Source organism: Wolbachia endosymbiont (group A) of Volucella inflata (assembly GCF_947250665.1).
Classification (GTDB): domain Bacteria; phylum Pseudomonadota; class Alphaproteobacteria; order Rickettsiales; family Anaplasmataceae; genus Wolbachia; species Wolbachia pipientis.
In genome coordinates this window covers 1302279-1324448 of record NZ_OX366338.1, presented here as the reverse complement: position 1 = coordinate 1324448, position 22170 = coordinate 1302279, and the positions used below count along the sequence as shown (strand labels likewise).

At 36.0% G+C, this 22170-nt stretch carries 13 protein-coding genes, 1 tRNA gene and 1 pseudogene; 7 read left to right on the top strand and 8 right to left on the bottom strand.

What is annotated here, in order from left to right:
* Positions 1-13: 13 nt before the first annotated feature.
* The 3 genes from gpmI to purH all read right to left on the bottom strand — a co-directional run bounded on the left by gpmI (position 14) and on the right by purH (position 3267).
* Positions 14-1534 (bottom strand): 2,3-bisphosphoglycerate-independent phosphoglycerate mutase, encoded by a 1521-nt coding sequence (gpmI, locus tag OOK85_RS06740; protein ID WP_264702978.1) that lies wholly within the window; start codon positions 1532-1534, stop codon positions 14-16.
* A gap of 33 nt (positions 1535-1567) precedes the next feature.
* Positions 1568-1639, bottom strand: a tRNA-Asn gene (locus OOK85_RS06735).
* Between the two features lie 116 nt (positions 1640-1755).
* The gene (gene purH, locus OOK85_RS06730) at positions 1756-3267 is read right to left on the bottom strand and encodes a bifunctional phosphoribosylaminoimidazolecarboxamide formyltransferase/IMP cyclohydrolase (RefSeq protein ID WP_264702977.1); all 1512 of its coding nucleotides are present in this window, start codon (positions 3265-3267) and stop codon (positions 1756-1758) included.
* A gap of 877 nt (positions 3268-4144) precedes the next feature.
* Between purH and OOK85_RS08040 the strand changes: the two are divergent.
* Positions 4145-4300, top strand: a pseudogene (locus OOK85_RS08040) (WPE palindromic element domain-containing protein); the annotation flags it as partial.
* A gap of 87 nt (positions 4301-4387) precedes the next feature.
* Here the strand turns inward: OOK85_RS08040 and fmt are convergent.
* The 4 genes from fmt to OOK85_RS06705 all read right to left on the bottom strand — a co-directional run bounded on the left by fmt (position 4388) and on the right by OOK85_RS06705 (position 6434).
* Positions 4388-5287 carry a methionyl-tRNA formyltransferase gene (gene fmt, locus OOK85_RS06720; RefSeq protein ID WP_065095289.1) on the bottom strand — a complete coding sequence of 300 codons (900 nt, stop codon included), beginning with the start codon at positions 5285-5287 and terminating at the stop codon, positions 4388-4390.
* Between the two features lie 12 nt (positions 5288-5299).
* Positions 5300-5665 (bottom strand): 50S ribosomal protein L20, encoded by a 366-nt coding sequence (gene rplT / locus OOK85_RS06715; RefSeq protein WP_264702974.1) that lies wholly within the window; start codon positions 5663-5665, stop codon positions 5300-5302.
* A gap of 20 nt (positions 5666-5685) precedes the next feature.
* Complete coding sequence (gene rpmI, locus OOK85_RS06710; protein ID WP_015589253.1) at positions 5686-5892, bottom strand: 50S ribosomal protein L35; 207 nt, start codon at positions 5890-5892, stop codon at positions 5686-5688.
* Between the two features lie 98 nt (positions 5893-5990).
* A complete protein-coding gene (locus tag OOK85_RS06705) occupies positions 5991-6434 on the bottom strand; it encodes a PAS domain-containing protein (protein WP_010962890.1) in 444 nt (147 codons plus the stop codon).
* Positions 6435-6599: 165 nt separating this feature from the next.
* On the opposite strand from OOK85_RS06705, the gene alaS reads away from it, so the two are divergent.
* Positions 6600-9203, top strand: a complete 2604-nt coding sequence (gene alaS, locus OOK85_RS06700; RefSeq protein ID WP_264702971.1) for an alanine--tRNA ligase — start codon at positions 6600-6602, stop codon at positions 9201-9203.
* 610 nt (positions 9204-9813) lie between these two features.
* Here alaS and OOK85_RS06695 read toward each other — a convergent pair.
* Positions 9814-11349, bottom strand: a complete 1536-nt coding sequence (locus tag OOK85_RS06695) for a lysine--tRNA ligase (protein ID WP_264702969.1) — start codon at positions 11347-11349, stop codon at positions 9814-9816.
* A gap of 100 nt (positions 11350-11449) precedes the next feature.
* On the opposite strand from OOK85_RS06695, the gene OOK85_RS06690 reads away from it, so the two are divergent.
* From OOK85_RS06690 to OOK85_RS06670, 5 genes are read left to right on the top strand one after another with little or no spacing between them, the layout of a single operon-like run.
* The gene (locus tag OOK85_RS06690) at positions 11450-11746 is read left to right on the top strand and encodes a type IV secretion system protein VirB3 (RefSeq protein WP_007548615.1); all 297 of its coding nucleotides are present in this window, start codon (positions 11450-11452) and stop codon (positions 11744-11746) included.
* 9 nt (positions 11747-11755) lie between these two features.
* Complete coding sequence (locus OOK85_RS06685) at positions 11756-14161, top strand: VirB4 family type IV secretion/conjugal transfer ATPase (RefSeq protein WP_264704218.1); 2406 nt, start codon at positions 11756-11758, stop codon at positions 14159-14161.
* A complete protein-coding gene (locus tag OOK85_RS06680) occupies positions 14154-16658 on the top strand; it encodes a TrbL/VirB6 family protein (RefSeq protein WP_264702935.1) in 2505 nt (834 codons plus the stop codon). Before OOK85_RS06685 ends, OOK85_RS06680 begins: the two co-directional genes overlap by 8 nt.
* Before the next feature lie 9 nt (positions 16659-16667).
* On the top strand, positions 16668-19058 hold the full coding sequence (locus OOK85_RS06675) for a TrbL/VirB6 family protein (RefSeq protein WP_319803667.1): 2391 nt from the start codon (positions 16668-16670) through the stop codon (positions 19056-19058).
* Positions 19055-22081, top strand: a complete 3027-nt coding sequence (locus tag OOK85_RS06670; RefSeq protein WP_264702930.1) for a TrbL/VirB6 family protein — start codon at positions 19055-19057, stop codon at positions 22079-22081. The genes OOK85_RS06675 and OOK85_RS06670 overlap by 4 nt, the downstream gene beginning before the upstream one ends.
* Positions 22082-22170: the final 89 nt, after the last annotated feature.

Below are 22170 nucleotides of genomic sequence, written 5' to 3'. Positions count from 1 at the left end.
TGCATAACGCTGCCTAGCTGGAATGACAGAGGGTAATGCAAGAAATCAACGAACTGCCTGTCATTTCATCCGGTTTCTTAATTCTAAGTAGCTGTAAAATAGTAGGGGCAATGTCAGATAACCTTCCGTCTCTTAGTTTTAGATTATTGCAAGACACAATAAATGGCACTTTATTTAGAGTGTGTGCTGTATGAGGTGTATTATTTTCTTCATCGAACATACATTCCACATTACCATGGTCTGCAGTGACAATTAACGCGGTGTTGCTTGACTTTTTAACAGCACTCAGCACTTTTGCAAGACAATCATCTACAGCTAGCACAGCTTTCTCGGCTGCTTTTATATTACCTGTATGCCCTACCATGTCAGGATTAGCGTAATTTACAACTATCAGTGCAAATTCTTGGGAGTGAATTTTTTCTACAAGCTTTTCTGTGAGCTCGAAGGCTGACATTTCGGGCTGCAAATCGTAAGTTTGAACTTTTGGTGAGGGAATGAGTATTCTTTCTTCACCAGAGAAAGGTTCTTCTTTTCCACAATTCAAAAAGAAAGTCACATGAGCGTATTTCTCGGTTTCGGCGATGCGTAATTGTTGCAATTTATTGTCTTCTATTACCTGTCCTAAAGTGTTAGTAAAAGATGTAGGAGGAAAAATATAAGGGATCTGAAGATCTTTTTTATATTTCATCATGCTTAGAATTGAAGAGAATTTTGCTACCTTAGCGTAATCTGTTTTGCCAAGCAAAATACTTGCTAATTGTATCATTCGATCAGCACGAAAGTTAGCCAACAGCACTCCATCTTCTGGTTTTATACCTTGATAGTCACCTATTACTGCGGGCCTAATAAACTCATCAGTTATGTTATTTTGATAATTTTCATCAATCAACGATACTGCATTATCATGACAAGGTGCCTTTGCAAATGCGATAGCCTCATAAGCTTCGATTGTTCTCTTCCACCTGTTGTCACGGTCCATAGCATAGTAACGCCCAGAAACAGTAGCAATTCTTGTGTCATTTCCCTTTATACTCTTTGTAAATTCTTGAATGCATTTTTTTCCTGAATTTGGCAATGTGTCTCTGCCATCTAAAAATGCATGTATCACCACTTTTATTCCATGCTGTGATATTTTATTTGCTAAAGTTGAAATATGCTTTTGATGCGAATGAACACCACCATCGGACACCAATCCCATTATATGGCATACTCCGTTCTTACTTTTTAGATCATTAATAAAACTTTGTAGATTTACATTGTTTTCTATTGTTCCAATCTCTTGATTAATGCGCTGAAGGCTTTGTATTACCACTCTACCACTGCCAATATTCATATGGCCAACTTCTGAGTTACCTATTTGACCACCAGGTAACCCCACATCAGTTCCACAGGCGGATAAACTGCATTTTGGATAATTAGAGCTAATATATTGCCAACAGGGTGGATTTGCGTTGCTAATAGCATTGTATTTACTGTTTTCTACTCCATTTCCCCAGCCATCTAGTATACATAAAACGACTGATTTAATGCCCATATAAAATCAACACTAAAATTCAACAGAGAAGAGCTCCCCGGGCCGGATTCGAACCAGCGACCAATTGGTTAACAGCCAACTGCTCTACCACTGAGCTACCGAGGAATAAACTGGTTTCAATTTATCATATTGAGCGCTGATTGTAAACGGTTTTTGTATACAATTATGATCAAAGCAATGTTAAATGCGCGAAAAAGTGTACATTGACATGAGATACAAGCCTAATGAAAAAAGCTACGAATGCCGGTGAAAAACATGGCAATTTTATTTTCATTTGCAGCTTTTATCACATCTTGATCTTTCAGCGAGCCGCCGGGCTGAATTATAGCTGTAATTCCATGTTTTGCACTTTCTACTATGCTATCTGGGAATGGAAAAAATGCATCTGAAGCAAGCACTGCACCTTTACATTTTTCACCTGCTTTTTTCACTGCAATGTTTACACTATCTATTCTGCTTGTTTGCGCTGCGCCGATGCCAATAGCACAACCATCTTTTGCTATAACTATTGCGTTGGATTTCACATGTTTACATATTTTCCAGGCAAAAATAAGATCTTCCTTTTCTTTTTCTGTTGTAGTGCACTTTGTTACTTGTTCTGCTTTTATTGTGTGGTCATTATTTTCTTGCACCAAAAACCCACCAACAACATTTTTAATTTGGTATTTCACATTTTGTTGGAAAGATTTATGAATAATCACTCTTAAATTTTTCTTTCTTTGTAAAATTTTTAGTGCCTCATTGTTTACCGATGGTGCTATCACTACTTCCAAAAATATCTCGTTTAATTTTTCTGCTAGCTTTAAATCTATCTCCCGATTTAAGGCAACTATGCCACCAAAACTGCTTACTTCATCACATGATAGAGCCTTTTCATATGCCTCCAAAGCATTATTACTAACAGCAGCGCCACATGGGTTATTGTGCTTTATTATCACTGCTGCAGGCTCTTCGAATTCAGAAGTTATGTTAAGTGCGGACTCTATATCTACTATATTATTATAACTCAACTCTTTTCCATGTATTTTTTCCAGCGGATATTTGGTGAATTGATTGCTATAAAATGCAGCTTTTTGATGAGGGTTTTCACCATACCTTAATTCTTGTGCTTTATGCCCATATAGTGCGAAAAACTCTGGCAACTCATTATTTTTACTCTGGGATAAAAACCAACTGTGAATATTAGAATCGTAGTGTGCAGTGAGAGCAAATGCTTTGGTTGCTAAATATTTTCTATATTCCAATGTTGTTTCATTGTTATTTTTTATCATCTCAGCTTTTAGTGCTTCGTAGTCTTGAATGCTAGAAATAACTGAAGTAAAACGAAAGTTTTTTGCTGCAGCTCTAATTAACGCCACTCCGCCGATATCAATTTGTTCTATAATTTGCTCTTCATTTGAGCCGCTACTTACTGTCTCCCAAAATGGGTATAGGTTAGTTATAAGCAGGTCTATTGGCTCAATACCTAGATCTTGCATTTCTGTTTTGTGCTTTTCTCGATCACAAAGTATTCCTCCATGAATTTTAGGGTGTAAAGTTTTTACTCTACCACCCAGTATCTCTGGAAATTGTGTGTAATCTGAGACCTCTTGTGTTTTTATTCCTGCACTAGATAGCGTTTTATAAGTATTTCCCGTTGAAAGAATTTCTATTTGTTGCTGCATTAAAAACGATGCAAGATCAATTATATTCGTTTTATCGTATACTGATATTAAAGCTCTTTTTATTTTCATTTTTATATGGAAAGTTTTTTAAAATTATATCTAAGAAAAAGGAATTTGTCTATATATAGCTACTACGTCATACCGCCACGGTATCCAGTTATCTAAGTGGAGAAAGTCACCTCTCCCCACTCGACTTCAAAACCGGACTTGTGACTTTCACCACATCCGGCTTCTCTCTAACTTGGTGTTTGTTATACATACTTCTCCATGTAATTAACATTTCAAAGCTTGGTAAATTTGTTTTTATAGCTTAAATACAGCATTCTCTATATTACTAGAGAAGTCGTATTCATTCATACCTAACACTTAATGTTGGCTCATAACATATTAACCACTACTCACAACTTTACCTTCCAAATTACAGTGTCCACGTCAGCATATCTTAAACATTACTTTAGGCCTTGGCTTCTTAGACAATCCCTCATTATAGGTGCATACGGGTGGCTCCCTGCTTAAAGAATAAGAGCATCTATAATGTTACTCCGTTCCATGAAATTGTTTCATGTTAGACTTAGGTTCCAACTTTTTGCCGGGAGATGGGAAACATCTTAATCAGACCAGTCAAGTTCTAATTATCCACTTTCTCCGTACCTTTTGGTCTATGCGTTAACCAACCTTATTTCGCATATCGTTCGTTACGACAATTCAGGCATTGGTTCCTCTCGTAACCATATCTAACTCTGTTTGCAGGGATTCACTATAAGGTTTAGTGTTACCTGCTTTTATCTCATGCTTGCATCCTAGAGGTTGCCACTCTCTAAAATGTGAGACATACATTATCCCCGATGTCTAGGGAAGATGGAATTTAACCATCACAAAATCACGACTTTCGGGTCGCACCAACTGTACGAACATTGTGATACAAGAGACCAAGAAAGATGTCATCCCAGTGCCCAGACACTGGGATCCAGAAAACTTCACTTTAAATGAGCACACCAGGTGGCTGTACAATAGAAACTGGATTCCAGTGTCAAGCACTGGAATGACACCATCTACTACTCAAATTACCTGCAAATTGCAATGTTCGTACACCAAAACGCGGTATCTTGTTGTAGATTCCGCTAACAAGCAGCGGAATACCAAATTGTAGAAGTTGCTTTAGCCCTCCTAACCTTTCCTTCAAAGCAGTCTATTCTATAAATTTTTTTACCATGCTTGATTTCAAACCACGAATAAAATCTTCAATACTACAAGGATTTCTTCCTTCCATTTGTACAACTTTAGGAATTAAAATGCCACCTTTTAAACTTATGTGCATATTATCGTTAACAATCTCACCTTGTTCTGAAGCGAAAGCTTCAAAGTCAGCATCAAGTATCCTGATACGTTTATTCTCTATCTTAATAAACGCTTTTGGGTAAAACGCTTTAACCTTTCTATAAGCAACTTCACAGGCATCACTTGCATAAATTTTATAGTCTTCCACTTTGTCAGCGTAACATGCATCGTTATCGTTCTGTTTTAAGGGAAGCTGTTTTTCAATTTCGTTTAGCACTTTCAGCAGTAAATCACTGCCTAGCTTAGATAATTTATCATGCAATGTCTTGTAATTATCGTTCTTTTCGATAAGAAATTTTTCCTGTTTTAAAATAGGGCCGGAATCTAATCCTTCATCCAATTGCATAATGCTAACCCCGGTTTCTTGATCTCCTGCTAAAATTGTGTGCTGTATCGGGGCTGCACCACGCCACCTTGGTAGTAATGAAGGATGAATATTAATACAACCATATTTTGGAATATTCAAAATTTCTCTTGGAAGTATCAATCCATACGCGGCAACAACCGCAACGTCTGGCTTGAAATTTCTAAATTTTTCTTGCTCTGCCGAGAACTTTAGAGAGATAGGAGTACATACCTCTATGTTACTTTCTTCAGCGATAACATGTACTGGAGATTTCATTGGCTTCTGTCCACGCCCCGAAGGTTTTGGAGCCTTGGTGTATACTGCCACCACTTCGCTCTTTGATTTCAGTAACAAGCTCAGAGAATTAACAGCAAATCCTGGTGATCCCATGAAAATAATTCTCATGGTGTTTTTGCTTTAAAAATTCTCCGCTAATTTACCACTTACAGTTTCTACTAATTTGGCAAAATCATCCTTATAATTAACTGCCATCTCAGCAAGAATTTTTCTATTTAAATCAATGCCGGCAAGTGTAAGACCATGCATAAACCTACCATAAGTAAGCCCATGCTCTCTTACTGCTGCATTAATACGTATTATCCATAAACCACGAAAATCACGTTTACGATTTCTTCTGTCTCTATAAGCATATTGCAGTGCTTTTTCAACTCTTTGTAATGCAATTCTATAACAACTTTTTGCGCGCCCTCTATAACCCTTTGCCAGTTTCAATATTTTTTTATGACGAGCGTGAGTAGTGACTCCACGTTTTACCCGAGCCATTTTATTTTACCTCCATTTTATTAAATACCATAAGGCATATAAAGCTTAACTATACGCGAGTCAGATTTACCAAGAATCGTTGTACCACGCTGATTACGAATATTAGATTTACTTCTCTTTACCATGCCATGCCTTTTGCCTGACTGAGTAGAAATGACTTTACCCTTAGCTGTAAGGTGAAAGCGCTTTTTAACAGAAGATTTGGTTTTTAATTTTATTTTCTTCATATTCCAAATAAATTTACAAGCACTACTATTGAGTTCTTTAATAGTAATTAAGCATTAGTATAAATAATTTTATTAAAGAATCAAATTAAAATTGTATATTAAAGGAGTTTAAAAGTAATTACGCCCAATATGTGTGTTATACCTTCTTTATTCCCAAGTGGCAACAATACTTGCCTCATTTTAACACTTTCACTTTCTTCCTCTTCATTGATCGGGCATTTACTCTCTATTACAGTATCAAGTTTATCAATAACTGCATCTATTTTATATAGTCGCAAAAATGGTGCATCAATTGCATACTTATTATCAATGCGCGTCTTTTTCTCAAAACCATAGAATTCAACAGCCTTTTCTCCTGCATTTTCACAAATATAACCTTGATCCTTGACTTCAATGACAAAACAATGCTGCCATGATTCCATTATTTCTGCAGTGTCTATTTCATGCCTTTCTGGCCAATCTCTGTCTGATCCTTTTATGTCATTCCAGTGTTGAGTCACCACATTTGCTATTCTTTTTTCTTTGCCTACATAAATTTCCATTCCAATTTCCACATATAAAACACAGATATGAGGTAAATTTATCGTGAATATATTGATTTTTTCTTACCACAAGGTGCATGTCACTAGAAGTTCTGAGATCTAGAGAGTGGTATTGATTTTATTTCCATTACAACTTATTATTTATAGATAACCTCAATAAAAACGATGAAGCTAAACGAAATCAGAGAAAGATTTATAAAATTTTTCGTAAGTAATGGCCACAAGCAGGTTTCTTCTTCTCCTTTGATTCCAGAACATGACCCAACGCTCATGTTCACAAATGCTGGTATGGTGCAGTTTAAAAATATTTTTACTGGTGCTCAAAAAACTGAAATGAAACGTGCTGTCTCAAGTCAAAAGTGCTTAAGGGCAGGCGGCAAACACAATGATCTTGAAAATGTTGGCTATACAACTCGGCATCATACATTTTTTGAAATGCTCGGAAATTTTAGCTTCGGTGATTACTTTAAAGAAACTGCGATAGAATTTGCGTGGAAATTTATCACTAAGGAGTTATCTCTTGATAAAAACAGACTATCCATAACCGTCTACCATACTGATGATGAGGCGTACGAGATTTGGCATAAGATAAGTGGCTTTTCAAGTGATAAAATCATAAGAATTACAACGGATGATAACTTTTGGAGTATGGGAAATACTGGTCCGTGCGGTCCATGTTCTGAAATTTTTTATGACCATGGGAGTTCTAATTTACAAGAGGGTGATAGAATTGTTGAAATCTGGAATCTGGTATTCATGGAGTTTAACAAAGATGAAGAAGGTAATTTACACAAATTGCCAAAAAAATGCATCGATACTGGAATGGGCCTTGAGAGAATAGCGGCTGTTATGCAAAACGTCCATGATAACTATGATATTGATCTATTTTCTGCTCTGATAAGTAAATCACAAGAGTACTGTGGAAATACGGAAAATAAAATAGCGCATAAGATCATAGCAGATCATCTTCGCGCGGCTGCATTTCTCATCGCAGAAGGAGTGCTTCCTGGAAATGAGGGCAGGAATTACGTATTACGCAGATTAATTAGGAGAGCCACGCGTTATATCCACCTGCTTGGATATAATGATTCTCTACTCCATCGCATTTTTCCTGCGCTGATAGATAGCACGAGTTCGGCTTATATGGGAGCTGAATTAGTCAGAGCCAAAAGCTTAATAGAAACGACGTTAAAATCAGAGGAAGAAAATTTTAAAGACACTTTGATGAAAGGTATCAATCTCCTGGAGAAATTCACTACAGATTTAAAATCGGGCGATACTTTGCCTGGAGAATCAGCGTTTAAGCTATATGACACCTACGGATTTCCTTTGGATATTACACTTGATATTTTAAAAGAGAAAAAAATAAATTTTGACCAGAAGGGTTTTGATGATGCAATGGGAGAACAAAAAGAGAGAGCACGTGCTAAATGGGCTGGATCTGGTGAAAAATCTGTTGAGCAAGTATGGTTTGATTTGATCAATAAATTTGGCAAAACAAAATTTGTTGGTTATGAGTTCAATGAAGTAAGTGATGCGAAAATACTAGCTATAGTTTCCTCCAAAAATGAAGTAATTGATTCTGCAAAGGAGGGAGAAAAGATAACCATTATACTTGATAAAACACCTTTTTATGGCGAGTCAGGTGGACAGGTAGGAGATGCTGGCAGTCTGATCAAATCTGATAGAAGTATTATTATAGTCGAGAATACCAATAAGGTTAATGACCTATATTTGCACAGATGCATAGTTAAATCTGGCTCAATCTGTAAAAGTGACATAGTTACAGCAAGCATTGACAAGGAAAGAAGGCAAACCTTAAGAAGAAATCATTCAGTTACACATCTTCTGCACTTTACACTCAGAAAAATTCTAGGTGATCATGTCACCCAAAAAGGTTCCCTAGTTGCACCAGATAGACTGAGATTCGACTTCAGCCATAACACTCAAGTGACTCAAGATCAGTTATTCTGGGTAGAGGATATGGTAAACTCTCTAATCAGAGAAAATCTTTCTGCATCTACAAAAATTCAAAGCATGAATCAGGCAATAGACGAAGGAGCCATGGCGTTGTTTGGTGAGAAATATGGTGATCAGGTTAGAGTTGTAAATATTGGAGATTCGAAAGAGCTATGTGGTGGCACGCACGTTGAACATACTGGAGAAATCGGTTTATTTAAGATAGTAACAGAAAGTTCTGTTGCTTTTGGAGTGAGGAGAATTGAAGCTTTAACTGGTCAGGAAGCAATTAATTATGTACGTGATAATGAAATTAACTTAAAAAAAGTTGCAGAATTCGTAAAAGTGCCAGTAAGTGAAATAACAAGCAGATTAGGTGTTTTAAGTCAAGAACACAAAAAATCCGAAACCAAAATAAGAAACCTATATAAAAAGCTTGTGAGTGCAGAGAATATAAAAAGCACTGAAATAAATGGAATAAATTTTATAAGCCACACTTTCACTGATATTCCAGCAAATGTAATAAGAGAGTTTGTTTTGCAGCAACAAAAACCAAAAACGGTAATAGCTTTCACGGCAACAGAAAAAGATAAAACAGTTTTGATTATTAAAGTAAGTAAAGACTTAATCAATAAGATTAGCGCAAAGGAACTAATATCAATAGCAGTTGAAAAGAACTGTGGTGGGAATGCTGAACTTGCACAAACAGGCTGTGATAGCAATAAAATAGATGATGCTATTACAGCCATTTATAGCAAAATAACCGCTTCTAAGCACTCTACGTCATACCGCCGCGGCGCTAACACGTAGCGGGATGACGGTTGTCATGGTGTCATGAAAGTAGCTGACACTGGTTTTCATCCAAGAGGTTGTCATACCAGTGCCCAGACTACTTGGATCCAGAAAACTTAACTCTACATCAAGTAAATGTACAATAAGAACTAGATTCCAGACTGGAATGACACCCTACTTAACCGTCATACCGCCGCAGACCGTCATACCGCCGCGGTATCTCATCCGCTAACACGCAGCGGGATACTTGACCTTTACAGGGATGACGGTTGTCGTTTAGCTACAAATATTAAGAAATTTACCAAAAGAAAAAAAAGGCAAAAGAAGCCCCATGGTGGGAGTTTTGACCCTATAATAATTTAAACTGGCGCTGTAATAATGTGCTAACGCTTAAAATAAGCGCGATTTGGCTGAATGTAGAAAAAATAAAAAAGACATGCAGCCGCTATAATTTTATGTAATCCGCCAATAAATATCCTGAGTTTTTTACTGAATTTTGTCATTGAGCCTGCAGGTCAAAAGCAAGTTTTGAGTCATAAATACCCTTAATACTATAATAAGGGGGCTAGCGGAGTTTGTCAAGGAATTCTTATTAAAACTAAAGAGCTCAAATAAAAGAAGGTAAACTCTAAAGTATACATTTAATAGCGCTTTCTATGAGAGAAATCGTATTATCCATTCCATAAAGCTTTATGAAAGATCCCATTCTTGGACCGGTTTTTTGGCCAAGTAACGTTTCATATAATAGCTGAAACCAGTCACGTAAGTTAGTGTAATCATATTTTTTTCCAATAGAAAATACCTGAGATTGAATTTCTTCAGCAGTAGCAGTTATAGATAGAGAATGTAAAGTGTCCTTCAAATCTAGTAACGCTTCTTTCTCTTTTTCATTTGGAGTTTTATATGATTTTGTTGGCTTGATAAAATCGTGATAATACTTTACTGCAAAGTCTGAAAGTCTATCAAGCATTTTATTATTTTCTGGTGTAACGTTTGGTGCATAAGAGGATATAAAACCCCATAGGATCTCTTTGTTCTCGGCGTTGCAAGCCGCTGCTAGGTTTAAAAGTAGTGAGAAATTTATGCCTGAAGTTTCTATACTGGGAACATTGCCCTGGTGAATGTGCCAAGCAGGATTATTTATATCCTTTTCTTTGTTCTCATGATAACGCTTAACAAACTCTAGATACTCATCAGTTGATTTTGGTATCACATCAAAATATAAACGTTTAGCTTTTTTAGGACTCTGAAAAATGTACAATGCTAAGCTCTCTGTTGGTGCGTAAGTTAGCCACTCTTCAATTGAAATGCCATTTCCTTTTGATTTTGATATTTTCTTTCCTTCTTTATCAAGGAAAAACTCGTAGCAAAACAGAAGTGGTGGCTTTTCTCCAAGTATTTCACATATTTGACTTGAAAGCACAGCAGATGGAGTTAAATCTTTTCCGTGAGCTTCGTAATTTACTCCAAATGCGGCCCACCTCATTCCCCAATCAGGTTTCCACTGCAATTTACATTTTCCTTTTGTCACCGAAATTTCTATTTTTTTCCCGTTTGGGTCTTCATATGTGATTGTTCCTTTATCTGTATTTGTTTCAATTACTGGAACTTGTAAAACTTGAGAAGTTTTTGGGCATATTGGCAAGAATGGACTATAAGTCTGCTGTCTTTCTTCCCGAAATGATGGAAGCATTACGTCCATCACTTTATCATAATTTTTCAGCAAGAGTAAAAGTTTTTCATCGTAAACGCCAGATTTATAACACTCTGTTGCACTCCTGAACTCGTATTCAAATTCAAACATATCAAGAAATTTACACAACAATGAATTCATATGATGACCATAACTCTGATGAGTGCCAAATGGATCAGGTATCATAGTTAGTGGTTTATTTAAGTGCTCTCTTAGCATCTCTTGATTTGGCACATTATCTGGTATTTTTCGCAAACCATCCATATCATCTGAAACTGCAATGATTTTGGTTTTTATACCAGGAGCTATTTTTTTTAATGCATTTACAATAACTGTAGTGCGGAAAACCTCTCCAAAGGTTCCTATGTGGGGTAAACCAGAGGGCCCATAACCAGTTTCAAATATTATTTCTTTTTTATTAGGAAACTCTTGCAATATTTTTTCTGCTTCTTGAAATGGCCAACTTGTCATTATCTGGGTTAAATAACGTATCTTAACTTAAAGTGCTACTAGTTTCAATGGATTTTTAACATAATGATATAGTATTAGTTATTATTAGAAGGTTAAAGATATGTCCACAGGTAGTATACAAACAGATCAATTATTTAAAGGTCTTACAAGACCTGCAATGCTCTTTGGTGTGAGTTATATGTTTGCAATATTAAACGTCCTGATTTGCATGCTAATTTTCATTAATTCAAATGATTTGAGAGTGATTCTCTTAATGTTACCAGGTATACATGGACTTGGTTATATAGCTTCTGCAAAAGAACCGTTGTTTATTGAATTATTTATGGTAAAATTAGGAAAGTGCTCGAAATGTTTAAATCGTTTTTACCATGGAGCCAATTCTTATGATATTGCTTAACGTTGTGTGATGCTGAGGTTTAGGGCTGTTCAATCAAAGAATAAATCTACTCTGAGCAGGGAAGTTCACGCTGCTGAATTTATTCCTTATTCTTGCTATTGGAATAGCACAACCTTGATGACAAAAGAAAATTGGTTGGTTAAGGTTATAAAATTAAGTGGTTTTGCATTTGAAACCGCCGATGACGAGGATTTAGTCATACAGAACAACATCAGGAATCAGATGCTAAGAAGCATTTCATCTCCGGCATTTAGTTTGTATTTTCATACTATCAGACGTAAGAAAAATATTTTTTCTGATGAATTTGCAAGTCAAGGTTTGCCGAATTTTTTCGCTAATCACGTAAATCTAAAATGGAGAGAAAAACACGCAACAAGGCAATCATTTATTAATGACCTATACATTACGATTATCCGTAGAGCGGACACAAAAGGAGTAGAATTTTTGTCACATCTACTAAAAAAATTCGGACATGTAACTTCAAAACATGCTTGGGAAAGTGATATACGTGCCACGTATGAAGATTTAGAGGAAACGACAAATCGTGTAGTGACAAGCCTTAGAAATTATTCGCCTAAAATTCTTGGAGTAAAAGAAACTCCAGATGGTTTGTTCTGCGAAATAATGGAGTTTCTATCTAGAATCGTAAATTGTGGCTTCGTTACAAATACGCTTTTTCCGCTAAGAACTGAAATATCAAGGTACTTACCAGTACATAGGTTATTCTTTGGCCGTAAGATGATACAGGTTGTGACTCATAATGAGAGTAAATATGCTGGAATAATTAGTATCAAAGAATATGGAAATCATACTTCTGCAGGAATGCTTGATTCGTTTTTACAACTTCCTTACGAGTTTATAATTACGCAATCTTTTCAATTTATAAACAGGCAAATGGCGATTGGAAAAATGCAGATACAGCAAAATCGAATGATACAGTCTGCAGATAAAGCTATTTCTCAAATAGCAGAAATTTCTCAAGCGCTTGATGACGCAATGAGTGGTAAGATTGCGTTTGGTCAACATCACCTGACTATTTTATGTATAGAAAAAAGTCCTAAATCATTGGATAACGCTCTGTCGTTGGTAGAATCAGAGCTTTCTAATTGCGGTGTTTACCCTATACGTGAGAGAGTTAACCTTGAACCAGCATTTTGGGCGCAAATTCCTGGTAATTTCGATTATATAGTGAGAAAAGCTACAATAAGTAGTCTTAATTTGGCTGGATTTGCATCTCAACATAATTATCCTACTGGTAATAAATTCAATAACCACTGGGGAGATGCTGTTACAGTTTTTGACACGACATCTGGTACTCCATTTTTTTTCAACTTTCATATAAGGGATGTTGGACACACTATGATAATTGGTCCAACTGGTGCTGGTAAAACTGTTTTAATGAATTTCTTGTGTGCCCAAGCGATGAAGTTTTCTCCAAGGATATTCTTTTTTGATAAAGATCGCGGTGCAGAGATTTTCTTAAGAGCACTTGGTGGTATCTATACTGTAATAGAACCAAGAACTAAAACAAATTTTAATCCTTTACAACTTGGTGACACCTCTGATAATAGAACATTTTTAATGGAGTGGATAAAGTCTTTAATTTCGGTGTATAATGATAAATTTACTTCAGAAGATATTGCACGAATTAATGATGCAATTGAAGGAAATTTTAAATTAAGAAAAGAAGACAGATTCTTGAGAAACCTCGTACCGTTTTTAGGGCTTGCAGGTCCTGATACTCTAGCTGGGGCAATATCTATGTGGCATGATAATGGTTCTCATGCTGCAATATTTGACAATAAAGAAGATTTGCTAGATTTTTCACGAGCAAGAGTATTTGGTTTTGAGATGGCTAGCTTGCTCAAAGATCCTGTTGCTCTTGGACCGGTCTTGATTTATTTATTTCATAGGATTAGTATATCTCTTGATGGCACTCCATCTATTATCGTTCTTGATGAGGCATGGGCGTTAATAGATAATCCAGTTTTTGCACCCAAGATAAAAGACTGGTTGAAGGTACTGAGAAAACTAAATGCTTTTGTGATTTTTGCTACTCAGAGTGTTGAGGATGCAAGTAAAAGTACTATTAGCGATACGCTTGTACAACAAACAGCGACACAGATTTTTTTACCAAATCTGAAAGCTACTAGTGTCTATCGGGATGTTTTTATGTTAACTGAACGTGAATATATATTAATTAAGCACACAGATCCAAGTACTAGATTCTTTTTGGTGAAACAAGGAGTCAATGCTGTAGTAGCTAGAATAGACTTAAAAGATCTGGATGATATAATCAATGTATTATCCGGACGTGCAGAAAGTGTCATACTGTTACATGATATATTAAAAGAAGTTGGGGACAACCCAAAAGTATGGTTGCCTATATTTTATCAGAAGGTAAAAAATGTTTAAGACTAAGCTGTCATTGCTATTAATTGCAATATTTTTATTAAATATAGATTTTCTACTTTCTTATCCAGTGTTTGCAGATGAGGTGAGTGGCACTAAAAAAACTGAATTTGTTAGTAGATTTAATTCTACTGGCAGCTTCAATCGTGCCTCTAATCCTGATTGTGGAGCGTTTAAAACGGCTGCGGCACTTGCTGGAATAGCGATTGCTGTTGGTGCAATATTTACTGGTATTGTTTTGATCGTTTCTTCTGCTGGTTTATTTACTGCTCTTGTTGTCGTTGGAATGATAGCTGCAATCGTTGGAGTCTGGAAAGCCATAGGGGGGCTTGTTGTTTGTGAACACAGTTTTGTTAAACACCCAGTTGCACGTGACCATGATGGAAAATATAAAAACTTTGAATTAAAAGATACAGATTATAGTGGCTGCACCAATAAAAATTACCAAACAGAAGATGATTATTTTTCTTGTTTGCAAGATAAAGCTCGGGAAAAAGTGAACAAAAAAGATTATGACGGGAAAAGAGCAGAAAAAGAAGCCTTAAATTCTAACGTTCAGGAGAGTACAGAGAGTTATTACTGGCCAAAAAATAGTGTGCAATACAGTGAATATATAGAAGTATGTCATCGAAATCCTTTAACTTTTGGTAATATTTTTGGTGATATAGACTTTGATGTTAGAGAGAAGGACACTGGGTATGTAGATGGGTCATGGTCACCAAGAGTTGATGGTAAGCTGAAATGTAAAGTTCTCAAAGCAGGACAGAGCGAACCCATACATGGAGCTACATTCAAAGCAGTGAGAAAAACGGGCAGATTATGTGTGGAGTTAGCCAGTGTTAGCATGCTTGGTATCGAAATGACTCCTTGGCCGCAAGGGGTTGATATGGGGTGCACGGAATTGCCACCTGACCCACTTGCTCCTATGTGTGAAAAATCTGTGATGATATTCAAAAATAAAGATGGTACAGGAGAGGAAAAAGTTCCTATTGGTAATAATGATGACTATAAAACTATTATCAGATCTAAAGAAAAAAGACTCAACGGACAAGGGGGGAAAATTTTTGTAGGTTATGATAATGCTGGCTGTTTTAGCTCGTATGTCTCTGAAGCTTGTTATAACCAGGCAGGGAGTAAATCATTAGCTCCTATTCCCGTAACTTCTATGATAGTGCAATGCATTAAGGAATCGTTAGATAATTTAGTTGCAGGTAAAGGTGTACCAAATGGTGAGAGTTTTATATCTGTAGCACAGAAAAGGCTGAAAAACACTGTAACTGCTGTTTTAGTTTTAGCTTTAATACTGTTCTCTATAAAAGCCATGTCTGGTGGAGTTCAGAGGCCTCAAGAAATGTATATGTTGATCATAAAATTCGCTTTAGTGATTTACTTCACAACAGGCAGTACCATGTCTCATTATTATGGAGAATTAACTCGTCTCTCAAATGGTTTGTCAGAGATAGTGCTAAAAGCATCATCTGAAAGTAAAGGCATATGTAATTATAAAGCAGGTACAGATTATGAATATACTCGTGCAGGAAAGAGGGTATCTTACAGTTATCTTGCACCTTGGGATAGGCTTGATTGTAGAATTTTATTTTATTTAGGTGCCCCTTTAGATGGAATTGGTGGCAAAATTGGTACTGGAGGTGTTGCAACGTTAGCAGTCTTGCTTGGTGCTGCTCCTGTCTTATTAGTTGCAGGTTCGGTAATCGGTATTATTTTTGCTGGTGGACAGATTTTAATAGCTCTTGTTGCTATATTTATGGCCATTTTGCTGATGATGGTTATTTTGTGGCTGTGCTATGTATTTATTTTATCTCTAGTTGCTTTGAGTGTAATCATCATTTTATCACCTTTGTTCATCCCTATGGTTTTATTCCAACACACCAAAGGATATTTTGACGGCTGGGTAAGAGAATTGATCACCTATAGCTTATACCCGGTTATCCTTTTTGCGTTTTTGTCTTTTATGTTTATAGCATGTGATAAAATCTATTATAAAAATTTAAATTTTGAACCGGATAAGTCATATGAAAATAACCAAGCAAAACCCTCAGCTAGTAAGAAAAAACAGTGGTTTAAATTGAGAGATGGGGAATGTGATAACAATGAAACTACTCTAGCTTGTATGATGCAAAACTACAGCTTTAAAAAGAGCACTATACTTGGTCTATTTGATTTTACATACATGGAATTTGGCAGCTCTCTCATCGGAGAATTATTAAAATTGTGTCTAGTGTTATTCCTCTTTTACCACTTTTTAAACATTCTTCCTGGCATAGCTGCTGAACTTGCTGGTAACCATAGAGCAGCACTTGGCTCAGGTCAGACACCTGGACAAATGGTGGGCAAAGCTTTATCTGCTGCCAAAGCTGCTGCTGGGGGTGTTGCTGGAGTTGCTGGTGCTGCTGCTAAGAAGTTGAGTGGTGGAGACAAGAGTAAATCTCGAGGTTCTGGTTCTAGTAGCTCCGAGAGTGTTAACAAAAGCACTGAATGAGTTGGATTTATGCTAAAATTTTTGCTGATAATACCGTTTTTTTTTCTGTCAGGCTGCGGGGAACATCACTGTATTAAGCCAGAAAATTTATCAGGTTTGCGTAAAAAACTAGATATAGTGTCAACAGAGCAAAAATGGGTTGATTCCGGTGTTAATATCTCAGATAGAATAAGAGTAACAGAGATTGATATAGTGCCTAGCAATATTAATTTTTGTCCTAAGCAGTATGAAGATTTTGCAATTGGGCCTGGGAGAAATGATGTTACATTACCATTTGCACTTGAAGCCGGTGATTCGATAAGCTTTAGTGTTATTGGAAGTAAAGTGTGTAAAGATAAAGAAAATGATACAAAAATCAGGTATGTAAGTATTGATGAAAAGTGCAGTGAAAAAGAAAAGGAGTATTTTGCACATGTTTTAAATCGAGAAGGATGTCAGGATGGAATATGTCCTAATAAATACATACGAAGCAATGAATACTGGCTGCATCAAAATGGAAAAGAATATCAGAGTTCAGATTTTTCAAAGTCAGATCAAGATGAAAAAAGAAAGGAGATTGAAAAGATTGTCAATTCTATAAAACAACAAGGAAAAGATATAGACTGCAGCTCGCTTTCAAGTAGTCAAGCAAGCAAGATAGATACATATATCTTAGATCTAGCCTGTAAATATGTATGCTTTGATGATCGTGGAAAAAAGCTTTGTTTGCCTAATCGTGCACAGAATGCTGCAAAACGCAATCTGGATACATCCATTACAAGTGCTTTAAAGTCTGTTAATAAAGAATCTGTTGGTGAGGCTATTAGTGACATTTTAAAGGATGCAAAAATAGAAATTGATGTTCAATACTTAAGTGTTTATATGGATGGTGAAGATTTTGAACACATTCCAGGAGGTGGTTTATGCACTAATTGTGATAATAAGATAGATCGTGACCATCCAAAACCAGAGTTAATTTTTACGTTAGGTGATGGTACTGGCAAGGGTGGTTTCAATATAAGAGTAACAAAGAACCACAGTCTGGAGAATAGCTTGTATATAAGCGTCTCTGACAAACTTCCTGAGCATAAGCCTGGTGAAAACCAAGCGGATATATCTGTAGATATCAGCAAAGTTCATGACATCCAATATATGGAAAACTTGAAAGGAAAATTAAAAGACAAAACAGGCACCATATATTACGGAATAAGAGACCATGGCTGCGATTACAAAAATGAAGGTCAGTTTAGCATTAACCTAACAACTAAAGAGCCACCTACAAGAACTTTTAGTGCAATATATAATTTCTTTGATGCAAAAGTGAAAACTGCATTTTTCGGCTCTAGCTACAAAGATCTTAACGCAATTCACTCTGATACTAGTCCTGTAAAGTCTCTTTACGAAAGTTTTATAAAATCAAGCAGAACAAATACCATTAGATCTACTATAATATCACTATTAGTACTATATATAATCTTATATACTCTTTATTACTTTTTTGGATTAACTCATATTTCTATATATGAGTTTTTAATTATATGCGTAAAGATAGGAATCATCGCCCAGCTATTGCAGGATAATAGCTGGAACTTTTTTTATAACAACGCATTCTCTATATTTATTAACACTCCAAAACAACTAATAGAAATAGCAAATTTTAGAGGCACTACTTCAAATGTTTTTGAGTTTCTTGATTTACCGCTCAATAGGTTCTTGTCATCGCATTCAGTATTGTTAATAGTATCTCTTATATTTTCTGGTCCTTTGGGCATTGTATCTTTTTGCTTGGTGATTTGGGGTTTAATCACAGTGAGCTTATCTATTTTTAATGCCTTATTTTCTTTTATTACATCTATAGCAATAGTTGCGTTATTACTTTCTTTAGCACCTATTTTTATTATTTGTCTTTTATTTGCGTATACTAGGCAGATGTTTCACAACTGGGTTAAAAATTTAGCAAGATTTGCGATTCATCCAGTAGTGCTTTTAATTTTTATATCACTGATAAGCCAGGTTATGGATTATATTGTGTATTCAGTATTTGATTTTGAACTCTGCTCTACGTGTATACTGAGTATTAACCTAAAGATTTTTAACCCTTGTATCTTCTATGGTTATGCTTCCAAATATACACCTAATATTACCGCTATGATGGCTTTTGTTATTTTGGGACACGCTATGAAAGCTTTAGTTGAAGCTTCTTCGAAAATATCTGACTCGTTGGTTGGTGTTTATGTGCAAAACGAACCTGGGGGACAATATCAACAAAGCTTAATGGGAATAGTAGGGTTAGATGAACAAAGCGTTCAAAGAAGAGAAAGAGGAGGTGCTTCTCAACAGTCAGGTACGTCAAGACCTCAAATACCACAAGGGACTCAAAGGTCAACGCCTCAGATACCACCACCAGGAAGACAGCAATGATAAGTAAAAGATCACTATTGTTGATACTGTGTCTTGCAATCACTGGTTGTAACATGGATTGTGTCGAACCTGGGTTGCAGAGCAGAAACACTAGTGTTAACGTGGATGTTCCAGTTCATAAAGCTGGTGAAGAAGTTAAAATTCATTGGGTTGATTCTGGTCAAGTAATTAGTAAGGGTGAGGAAATCAAATTCACCCTCGATGGATCAGTAAATTTTTGCCCTTTTAAAGAAGACAAAAATCCAAGGAAAGTACTTGTGCCAGCTAGCTTTTGTGCTGATGGCTCAGAACCAAATTATAGTAAAGCTGCAAATATTAACGATGTGCCTAATAATTATGGCGTTGATGAAAAAGGCGTAAATAAAAACGAATTGTGCGGTGGTAAAGGATTTGGCAGCAATAGACGTTATGTAGACACTGGAATTAAAGTAAATCCTGGTGATAAGTTAAGCTTTAGCTTAGTTCCCAGAAAAATAACAATTGATTATGACAATCCAGGAGGGAAAGGTATCAGCTTTGATGACAATTGTTATAGAGCTGAAGAAGGAGGTGAAAAAGTGTCAGCAAGTGAAATATTGAATGTTAGCAAGCAAGAGGGAGAGGAATTTTTTTGTGAGGGCAAGGATGGAAAGAGAAATAAAATAAAATTTTTACCTCTTGATAAAACAAAAGCAAAGGAAAGCAAAGTGCTAGTTGGCAATGGGTACACTCCATATGATAATAAGGTACATTTTAATAAAGGTTATGTTAAAAACAACGAACCATGGATACATGGCTCGCTGTTCGATTTACGCCGAGCTAAAATAGGATTGAATGAGTTATGTGATGGAAAAAACTGTAGTTTGGATGAGAAAAAAAAGTACAGTTCTTATGAGCTTAATTGTTACTATCAGAATATATGCTATACTAGAAAAGGTATATGGAGCTATGATTCAGGTCGAGCAGGAGAACGGAACTGTGTCTCTTCTATAAGATACGATAAGTATGATAAAAAAAATAAAGAAAACAAAAGAGAAAATAAATGTGACATGTACTCTCACCTCAAAGAGGTTGAAGACAAACTTAAGAAGATTGAAGAAAACACAGGGAGTAACATTGATCTTACATTAAACACTAAAGATAATGACTCTTGGGCTGAAGCGCTTGTTGCAAAAATTGGCAAGCCTGATGATCAAGATACTGCTAAAGGCATTCAATGTCTTCCAAAGAAAGAGGGTGCAAAAGGGGATAATATGTGTTCGCAAATTGGCGGTAACAATAAATTCGAGGATTTTTCTCTGGAATTGAACAATGATTATCCAGTAAATGACGAGGTAACGCCCGGTAGTAGTGTGATGCTCGCTATCGCAGATTATGGTCATTATTACTATAATAGAGGAGGGTACCATGTTAAAGTGACTAGATCATGTGAATATATTAATGGCAAAAAATTATATGTATATTTAGGTGATGAGCCACCTAAAGATTTGCATGGTGTGGGAACTAATGATTTTAAAGTGGTAGGAGTGAGAGAAAGAGTAAACGGAAAAGATGAGTACACCATATTAGATGTAATAAGCGGAGAACACTTTCAGAACGAAGAATCTAAGAAGATATATTTCGGCATCAATGTAAGCAACGTAGAGAGAGATGACATTACAGATAAAAATGGCAAATATTATGAAAATAGTAAGTACACAGTAACTTTATTTGTTAAAAGAAAAATTAATGATTTTATTTCATCGAATGTAAACGGGGTATTTAAACTTATAAAAGAAGAAGTAATTGGGGACAGCGTTAAAGATTCATACAAAGGATATGCAAGAGGTCTTCTTCAAGGGGTAAGAGCTTTGCTTACTCTATACGTTATATTTACTGTCGTTGGCTATATGCTTGGAACAATACAGCTAAGTAAATTTGATTTCATTGTAAGAATGTTCAAGATAGCATTTATAGCTTTTGCCTTTAGCGATAGAAGCTGGGAACTTTTTGGTACAGCTTTATCCAGACTTTTTATAGATGGTAGCATTTATTTAGTTGATAGTTTTTCTGGCTATGTAGGAGAAGGGGAGAGAAAATTTGCATTCTTAGACTTGACAGCAGGAGTATTATTCACAGCAGAAACTTGGCTAAAGTTTTTATCGTTGATGCTTTCTGGTCCTTTTGGCTTTATTGCATTTTGGGCAATACTCTGCGCTACTTATGCGTTTTTAAAATGCATTATTAGTGCTACATTGAAATATGTAATATCTACTATTTTAGTAGCGTTTTTATTGTCGTTAACACCTTTGTTTATTGTATTTATTCTATTCCAACAGACTAAATCCTTGTTTGATAACTGGATAAAAACGCTGGCTCACGTTGCAGTACAACCAGTTATTTTATTTTCATCTTTATCTCTTTTAAATCAGTTGATGTATTCAGTTCTATACAATCTCACAAATTTTTCTGCATGCTATCAATGTTTAATTAGCGTAAATTTCTTATCGTATGATCTATGCCTGATGAAATCAATACTGCCTCTTGGATACAGTCCTGGCACTAATGTTGATGTTGCATTAAGTACCGGAGAAAGAGCTGGTGGGCACTTTGCAGCATTACCTATAGACCTAATCCAGGCGTTTATATACCTCATTATTGCCGGTGCAATGGAAGCTTTTGTTTCTATATCGGAAGCTATGGCACAAGCACTATTCAGCTCTGGTTTTGGGTTTGCTGGCAGTGTTGGTCAAGTTGCTAAGAGCGCATCGCAAGCTATGCTGTCCACCGTTGGCCTTGATGATAAGACCCAAGGTATTATACAGAACATTAGGCAACAAGTGGGTAAAGATCGGACGGAAGTTGACGTGAAGGATAATTCCATGAGCCCTAAATCTGAAATACCAGAACAATCAGGTAAGCAAGAAGGTCCTGATAAAAAGGAGAGGGGGAGCTCTAAACCTGAAGCACCAAAACAATCAGGTCAGCAAAAAAATCCTGATGAAACAATAAGAAGTGATCCTAGTGATAAAGCTAAAAACAAGGAAGGAAATGGAGAGAAGTAAGATATGAATGATGTTATGGAGTAACTAATTAAAAAGATATTTTAAGTAAAGTTTTAGAAATTTATTTCTATATTTGGAAAAAGTTTAGA

Bases quoted from the DNA above. Each gene is read 5' to 3' on its own strand.
- gpmI (WP_264702978.1), bottom strand. From the start codon at position 1,534: ATGGGCATTAAATCAGTCGTTTTATGTATACTAGATGGCTGGGGAAAT.
- purH (WP_264702977.1), bottom strand. From the start codon at position 3,267: ATGAAAATAAAAAGAGCTTTAATATCAGTATACGATAAAACGAATATA.
- fmt (WP_065095289.1), bottom strand. From the start codon at position 5,287: ATGAGAATTATTTTCATGGGATCACCAGGATTTGCTGTTAATTCTCTG.
- rplT (WP_264702974.1), bottom strand. From the start codon at position 5,665: ATGGCTCGGGTAAAACGTGGAGTCACTACTCACGCTCGTCATAAAAAA.
- rpmI (WP_015589253.1), bottom strand. From the start codon at position 5,892: ATGAAGAAAATAAAATTAAAAACCAAATCTTCTGTTAAAAAGCGCTTT.
- OOK85_RS06705 (WP_010962890.1), bottom strand. From the start codon at position 6,434: ATGGAAATTTATGTAGGCAAAGAAAAAAGAATAGCAAATGTGGTGACT.
- alaS (WP_264702971.1), top strand. From the start codon at position 6,600: ATGAAGCTAAACGAAATCAGAGAAAGATTTATAAAATTTTTCGTAAGT.
- OOK85_RS06695 (WP_264702969.1), bottom strand. From the start codon at position 11,349: ATGACAAGTTGGCCATTTCAAGAAGCAGAAAAAATATTGCAAGAGTTT.
- OOK85_RS06690 (WP_007548615.1), top strand. From the start codon at position 11,450: ATGTCCACAGGTAGTATACAAACAGATCAATTATTTAAAGGTCTTACA.
- OOK85_RS06685 (WP_264704218.1), top strand. From the start codon at position 11,756: ATGCTGAGGTTTAGGGCTGTTCAATCAAAGAATAAATCTACTCTGAGC.
- OOK85_RS06680 (WP_264702935.1), top strand. From the start codon at position 14,154: ATGTTTAAGACTAAGCTGTCATTGCTATTAATTGCAATATTTTTATTA.
- OOK85_RS06675 (WP_319803667.1), top strand. From the start codon at position 16,668: ATGCTAAAATTTTTGCTGATAATACCGTTTTTTTTTCTGTCAGGCTGC.
- OOK85_RS06670 (WP_264702930.1), top strand. From the start codon at position 19,055: ATGATAAGTAAAAGATCACTATTGTTGATACTGTGTCTTGCAATCACT.